At 34.5% G+C, this 6,995-nt stretch carries 7 protein-coding genes; 5 read left to right on the forward strand and 2 right to left on the reverse strand.

What is annotated here, in order from left to right:
* Positions 1 to 11 precede the first annotated feature (11 nt).
* The 5 genes from C8K15_RS21055 to C8K15_RS19475 all read left to right on the forward strand — a co-directional run bounded on the left by C8K15_RS21055 (position 12) and on the right by C8K15_RS19475 (position 5,373).
* Complete coding sequence (locus C8K15_RS21055) at positions 12 to 92, forward strand: ATP-binding protein (protein ID WP_255421032.1); 81 nt, start codon at positions 12 to 14, stop codon at positions 90 to 92.
* A 951-nt stretch (positions 93 to 1,043) separates the two neighbouring features.
* Complete coding sequence (locus C8K15_RS19460) at positions 1,044 to 1,544, forward strand: competence protein ComK (RefSeq protein WP_108588043.1); 501 nt, start codon at positions 1,044 to 1,046, stop codon at positions 1,542 to 1,544.
* A gap of 1,599 nt (positions 1,545 to 3,143) precedes the next feature.
* Entirely contained in the window at positions 3,144 to 3,257 is a 114-nt protein-coding gene (locus tag C8K15_RS21060; protein WP_233260584.1) for a hypothetical protein, read from the forward strand.
* Positions 3,258 to 3,905: 648 nt separating this feature from the next.
* Entirely contained in the window at positions 3,906 to 4,361 is a 456-nt protein-coding gene (locus C8K15_RS19470; protein ID WP_108588044.1) for a GNAT family N-acetyltransferase, read from the forward strand.
* A 226-nt stretch (positions 4,362 to 4,587) separates the two neighbouring features.
* Positions 4,588 to 5,373, forward strand: a complete 786-nt coding sequence (locus C8K15_RS19475) for a PhzF family phenazine biosynthesis protein (RefSeq protein WP_108588045.1) — start codon at positions 4,588 to 4,590, stop codon at positions 5,371 to 5,373.
* A 457-nt stretch (positions 5,374 to 5,830) separates the two neighbouring features.
* Here C8K15_RS19475 and C8K15_RS19480 read toward each other — a convergent pair whose 3' ends face one another.
* Both C8K15_RS19480 and C8K15_RS19485 read right to left on the reverse strand, forming a co-directional pair.
* Entirely contained in the window at positions 5,831 to 6,637 is an 807-nt protein-coding gene (locus tag C8K15_RS19480) for a hypothetical protein (RefSeq protein WP_108588046.1), read from the reverse strand.
* A gap of 59 nt (positions 6,638 to 6,696) precedes the next feature.
* Positions 6,697 to 6,900, reverse strand: coding sequence for a hypothetical protein (locus tag C8K15_RS19485; protein ID WP_146173688.1), 204 nt, complete (start codon positions 6,898 to 6,900; stop codon positions 6,697 to 6,699).
* Between the last annotated feature and the right edge of the window lie 95 nt (positions 6,901 to 6,995).

The following is a 6,995-nucleotide window of genomic DNA, read 5'->3' on the forward strand; positions in this document are numbered from 1 at the left end:
TGTTAGATCGAATAACACATAAGGCTAATATTATCGATATGAATGGCGAGAGCTATCGCCTCAAAGAGACCTTTGAATCTCAATCGATCTAAGTAGAGGGTGGTCAACTTTTACGTGAGCGACATGGTCAACTTTTGGGTTGACGTTTACAGACCGTCAGGTTGCCACTCAAAACTTTACATAAAACAAGCGCCCGAAATTGTATTTTCGGGCGCTTGTTTTATGTAAAGGGTCTCAGACTCTTTTTCATTTCCAAAGACGGTTTTATCAATAGCATTAAAATTAACAGAAATTTCATACATATATGGACGGAATAGATTAAAATGAAGAGAGAGTTGTTTGTGTAAATGGCACGAAGGAGAGAAACGTTAAATGAAGATTAAAGTTCGTATTAGCATGGGTGGCACCCATCTTAAAATAAATATAGAAGTGGATTTCAGCGTGGCACGACTGTTCTTGGAATCTGTTGAATAAGACATTGAAGTGAATCAGTTGTGCCATGTTTTAGAACCACTTAGGACAAATTTCAGAACCTGTGAATGACATACCGAGAGCTATCTAGTAATAAAATATCTCACTCCTTTATTTCTCAAGCAACTGGAGTAGCTGTGACAATAAATGAAGTGAGTTAGCTGCCGAAATTGTATCTTCGGCAGCTAACTTTATATGCAGAAAGTGTCCATTCTTTGTGTACCCCAAATCGGAACTACGCGTGAAGGTTGGAGGGGCATGACGGAAGATAAACAGCCATAAAATCACATGTAAAAATCAGAAAAGATCGAAGTGATTCGTCACTTCGATCTTTTTTTGTTCACTGGGCTATGGTATAGCTGTTTACTTTACAATGTATCCTGGTAAACTCAACGCTACGAATTGGTAGGACTATTCAGCCGAAAATGCACAGGTACCAAAAGGAGAAAAGGTGCTATCCACTAAAGTAGAATATTTCTGGTAAATAATTAATTATTCAGTGAATTTTTACTATATATTTTCAGGTTAATTTAGTAGAATTTAACTATAGGAGACGTAAGGGAGAATTAATTTTGAAAAACTGTGATTCTAATTTAATCGACCATGAAGTATTAGCTCTAAAATCAGTATTTACCGGGAAGTATAAATCAATAATTATTACAACCCACGGGACTTATCATTCTGAAATGACTGTTCATGAATTACTTAATAAAGCATGTATTCGGTATGCTTCGACAATGGAAGGACGAATGCAGGCAACAAGAATTTTTATGAACTATCCGAACAAAACACCAATTCTCATAGAACCTACTGCGTTCGGAGCTTTTCCTACGATGTCCTATCGACATGCAGAGTGTGTTTGGCTGTTCAATCACCACTTCGATGTAGAAGAGGTGGATAAAGGAAAGTGCTTAGTGACTTTCCCGAATGGGCTGTCCATAACCGTTCATGTTTCCAAACACGTTCTTTTGAAACAACAGCATAGACTCCACTACACCTTGGATACTTATCGCTTCATCCATCGAGAAAAGAAACCATACATACGTAAGGTTCCACCACCCACCGAAGATTAATCAAATAATTTACCCATAAACAATTACTGACTTGCATCGCTAGGTTTACCGAATACCATTTTGCTAAAAAATAAAAGTTGTCTCCTATGCCTTTTATGATGAAGCAAATCGGTGGCAAGTCATTAAAATAGGGTAGCTGACTAAAGAACAATTCACCATATTCACCGACAAGCTGTATGTAATGGCTTTGAAATGATAGATGTTGCAAGAATTATCAAGCTTTTGAATTGGCATAATTTCAGCGGTGCCACCAATGGCAATATAGTAGTGACCTTTCGTTAACAATTTTGAAATTTATCCGTATTTTAATGTTCTGTTTCTCCAATTAATCGTAAATTGTATCCATATTTAGCATGGGTGGCACCTATATTCAATGTGTGCCTTTAAACCAGATAGCAGATTCAAGATCTACCATTTCGGCAGTTTGCTGTACTTGCAGAAAGTGCCCATTCATAAAAACTACCGAGCTTGAACGGGGTGGTTGAAGGTGTGCGACGAAAATTTACTTGCATTATGATTACTAATACTACACAGAAACGCTCGAAGTGATGATTTCACTTCGAGCGTTTCACATTCTTTAAGATTAGGTATAGCCGGTTGCTTTCAAAAGCGAGTCGAATACCGCAACATTTTGCATTGGGTGGCACTTTTCGGTCGAAAATGCACAGGTACCAAAAGGATTTAGCCACCATTAGGAAAAGTTGCCTTCATTAGGCTATATTCATCAAATTCACTATCATATTCAACTTCCCCAGCTATCCTATAGTTTTTAGATTCCGCGTTTTCAGGAAACAAATTTACATAGTATGTACCTGAACCATGTTTAACGACTTTGTATAAATCGTATACATAATCAATAACGAATCCATTGTTTTAAATTTCTCGTGGCTGTGGTTTGTGAGGGTGGGCCTTGTTGCTTACTCTTTTTTGTTGGAATTTTAACCCAATTATGCAAGTGTACAGCTACATATAATGTCGAGAAAGATTAAGATAGGGAGTGATCATCTATGAATCGTCAGTATTGTTACCGTGTCCCTTATACCTATGACCAATGTATGGCGGATTGCACATCTGGAGATAATCCAGGTTATGATTATGAATGTAAACCGATATGTAATAAGTATCCTAAACAAAACCCTTTGTATACACCATATACACATACAGTACCTTATGGCGTAAGCAGAATAAATCAAACGTGTTACAACAGTTGCGTTAGGTTAGGAAATAGTCCCTGGGTATGTGAACAGGCGTGCAGAGTGCATCGCCGTTAAAAAAATTTTAAATGTAGTTGAATAAACAAGTAAAAAATCCATCTGATTAATGGTGGTTTTTTTATATTAGCGAATTTAACAAAATAGATGAAAAGATACATTCATTCTCCTTGAAATTAATGCGTTAGTGATGATTCAATAGTAAAATGAAAATACATAAAGATATGTTACATTCAAACTCTTTCAGATGTCGATGATGATGTTAGTAAACGGGAAGAGTAAATCTACGGTCTTAAATAGAATATTACGATTGTAAAGTTGCTATTATAGAGTTACATCATAAGATATTCGAGACATTGAACATATCCGACATCATGAATCAAATCGTATAAGCGCCATCTGTACAGAATTACAAAAAGTCGGAATAAGAAGTGAAAGAATACGAAGGCGGATTGACTATTTATCCCGGAACTCCACATGCTGCAACCTTGGACTCCTATGATGATCATTGAGTTGCCATGTCATTAGCACTGATTGGAGCAAAGATACCAGGTATTTTAATTAATGATCCAGGCTGTGTTTCCAATACGTGTCCATCCTATTTCGACTTACTTAATCAATTAAGCGTAGATGTTAAATATTCAAAAAAGAGTATCCATTATTAGTTGCAATATCAATATAATTCAATAACGCAGTGGCTCTCTGGGAGGAACGACTGGTGCTTAAATCTGTCTCAAGTGGCTCAGATATATCAGATATATGGCAGAGGTGGCTCTTTTTTTGTCCGAAGTGGCTCAATAATCTGTCTCAAGTGCAACTCTAGAAAGTTGGAGGGGAGCGAAGGATGCTTACCAACTGCCGGATTGTCTATAAGAAAGAGAGAGGAGCTATGTGACCTGGTCACTTAGCTCCTCTCTTTCGTTTGTTAGATTATGGTGCAGAGGTTTGCGACTTTAAGTGACCCAGAAACCTTCCGCTCATTGTGGGTATCAAGCTGGCAATATATAGCCTTTCTTCTTCAACTAACGGGTGCTTTACTGCAAGAAGGAGTAAAGCTCTTTTGCTTCTCCAACTAAAGGGGCAGGTTAGTTTAAGAAGGGATTAACTGCTTTTTGTGGAATTATAAACAAATAAGGGGGAGAGAAAGATAATGGTTAAGTTAGATTTAATGAATTCAGATGATTATCAAAAATATATTACTTCAGCGATTGAATCATATGCGGAAGAAAAAGTTTTATCGGGAAATTGGAATGAGGAAGAATCAATTATGAAAGCAAAAGAGGAATATACAATGCTTTTGCCGAAAGGTGAGAAAACTGAAAATAATTACTTATACACAATTCGAAAAAATGACAAAGCAATCGGAGTTATATGGTTTGCACTAAAATCTCAAAACGAGGGATTCATATATGATATTAATATATTAGAAGAACATCAAGGATTTGGGTATGCCAAAGAAGCTATGAAGCAAATAGAGGCTGTAGGGCAAAAATTAGGAATCAATAAAATAGGACTTCACGTTTTTGGTCAAAATAAAATAGCCAGAGGCTTATACGAGAAATTAGGTTATCAGGATACAAATGTCTTGATGGCAAAAAATATCTAAAGTTATATTATGTTTAACTAATATGGGCGAGGAACCCAGAATGATTATGCTTTTGTTGTTGAACTTATTGTACTAACGGACAATTTTATGAAATATGAGTCTACTTTGTTCAACTAACGGGGTGCTTAAGTTGAAGATCAAGTGCTGCTTAGACAGCTCTTTTCTTATTGAACTAACGGGTAAGAATTATTAGGAAGAAAAGGTTACACCAAACGGAGGAGTCAAAATGAAATTATCTAGCTTTAATACGTTTACAGAAAAAGCTTTTAAAGGAAATCCTGCCGCTGTGTGTTTGTTAAGTGAGGAAAAACCTAGTAATTGGATGCAGAATGTTGCAAAAGAAATTAATTTACCTGTTACTGCTTTTATTAATCGCAATAAAAATGAATACCATTTACGCTGGTTTACTCCTTCTACAGAAATACCTATTTGTGGACACGGAACACTGGCAAGTTCCTTCTTTTTATGGAAAAACGGTTACGTGGAAAAAGAAAAAACCATTAGTTTTTATACAAAAAGTGGTGTTCTCAAATCACGATTTGTAGATGAATGGGTTCAATTAGAGTTTCCTTCGATTCTTGAAGAGAAGTCGATAGCTCCTGATTTATTGATTGAGGCTTTAGGTGTTGAGCCTACATATGTTGGAAAAAACCAATTAGATTATTTAGTGGAAGTAAAATCAGAAGCTATTGTAAGGGATTTAAAACCAAGGATAGGCCTGATTGCCCAGTTACCAGCCCGTGGAGTTATTGTTACAAGTCATTCGAGTTCAAATGAATATGACTTTGTTTCACGTTTCTTTTCCCCAGCTCAAGGTCTTAATGAGGATTATGTGACTGGTTCAGCACATTGTTGTTTAGGTCCATATTGGAAGGGGAAATTACAAAAGAGTGAGTTTACTGCTTACCAAGCTTCCGATAGAGGGGGTATTTTAAAAGTTAAAGTTATAGATGATAAAGTTTTACTATCAGGAAAAGTAGTGACAGTATTTGAAGGTAATTTGACTATTTAATATTAATAATCCCTTATTCAACTAACAGATGCTTTAGTTGAGAACCGGCTGCCTTTTACATGGCAGTCTTTTTTTATGAACCTAGTTGGATACTTCCCAATTGTGGTGTTATGTCAACCTAGGGTGTATGTGTCATACATTTACGTGCAGCGAGGGAATGGCTGTTTGTCGGATTGGATACATCGATATCTTTAACTAAAGGCTTAGTTAAAGAAGAAAAAGCAGAATCTCCCTCTTACTTTGTTATTGATTTGTCCAATTGCCGTAACTTTGCGATGTAAAACTAACAAAAACAAACAAGAGGTGGTTATCAATAAACTAGCTCTTGTTTTCTGATTTAGTTATTCATTATTTTCATGCAGCCTTCCATACTCATACCATTATCTTTCATCATCTTCATACAGTCTTTCATACTCATTGTCGCACAATCTTCTTTACTCATTGTCATCTTTTTTACTTATTCAAATTCTTTGGGTGTAGGTAGTATTGAAAATGTCCCATTATCATCTACACTAAATAAAACGTTACTGTCTTTACTTTCATCTCTTGAATCCGTTTTAGTATTCACGGTTTGTACTGCTATATTGTAAATCCCCCTTGTTAACATTTTACTTTTTCTAAATTCCTCAACAAGCGTTTCTGCCTTAGGAACTTTATTTTTATTACCATGCAAATCGTATTCATAAATAAAATTGATTACGCCGATATGGCCAGAATTTATTTTCGGCTTACTTCTAATCAAAGTTGGTAGAATAACATTTGTATCAACGGTATTATTTTTTTTAAAGCTTTCAATTAATTTTACTTCTTGAGTTTGCTCAATATTAATATTCAAGTAATATAAAAAGAATTTATCTTTATATATTTCATCAAGTTGTTTATCTGAAATTAACGTATATTTTTTTATTAATTTATTTGATAATTGAATTATTTCAGGATGTTGTTCAATATATGCACCTTTGAATAATTCTAAATAGAAATCATCACTATCATCAGGAATTACCTTTATTTTATCTCTATCAAGAGTTAGATGTAAATAAGTTGAATATGGTTTATTTAGCTTAGCCTCTACTTGATAATCTACTCCTTCCAACCAATTATTTTCTACACTAACGATATGAATTTTTTCTTTTAACCCATAATTTTCATTCAAATAACTCTCAATAGAATTTTTTAATTCTTCATTGGAAGCTCCTGTACAACCACTTAAAAAAATAAGCAATGAACAAAATATTAAAAATTGCGCACTTTTAATACATTTCATATTTATTTTTACCTTCCTATACATAATAGTTATAAAGAGAAAATTTTTCCCATTATTATTTAATAACCAAATTCTTTAAATTGACTTAAATAATGATATTTAAAGTAATTTCTATAACCTGCAGAACTTTTATATACTTTAACATATCCTAAATCATCTCCAAAAGTGGAAATTGGATCTTTTTTAATCATATAATTATTTATATAATTGTCATATGAACCAAATTTATCTTTTCCAATCTTGGCTGTTAATTCATTAAACATTGTAACCGTCAAGTAGAATTTTACACTTTCCGCTAATTTCCCCTTTACACTTTTGCCGAAAACAAATGCTGTCTATTTTTCATCCGATAGCTATC

The organism is Paenisporosarcina sp. OV554, from assembly GCF_003058165.1.
Lineage (GTDB): Bacteria > Bacillota > Bacilli > Bacillales_A > Planococcaceae > Paenisporosarcina.

Bases quoted from the DNA above. Each gene is read 5' to 3' on its own strand.
- C8K15_RS19480 (WP_108588046.1), bottom strand. From the start codon at position 6,637: ATGAAATGTATTAAAAGTGCGCAATTTTTAATATTTTGTTCATTGCTT.
- C8K15_RS19475 (WP_108588045.1), top strand. From the start codon at position 4,588: ATGAAATTATCTAGCTTTAATACGTTTACAGAAAAAGCTTTTAAAGGA.
- C8K15_RS19485 (WP_146173688.1), bottom strand. From the start codon at position 6,900: ATGTTTAATGAATTAACAGCCAAGATTGGAAAAGATAAATTTGGTTCA.
- C8K15_RS19470 (WP_108588044.1), top strand. From the start codon at position 3,906: ATGGTTAAGTTAGATTTAATGAATTCAGATGATTATCAAAAATATATT.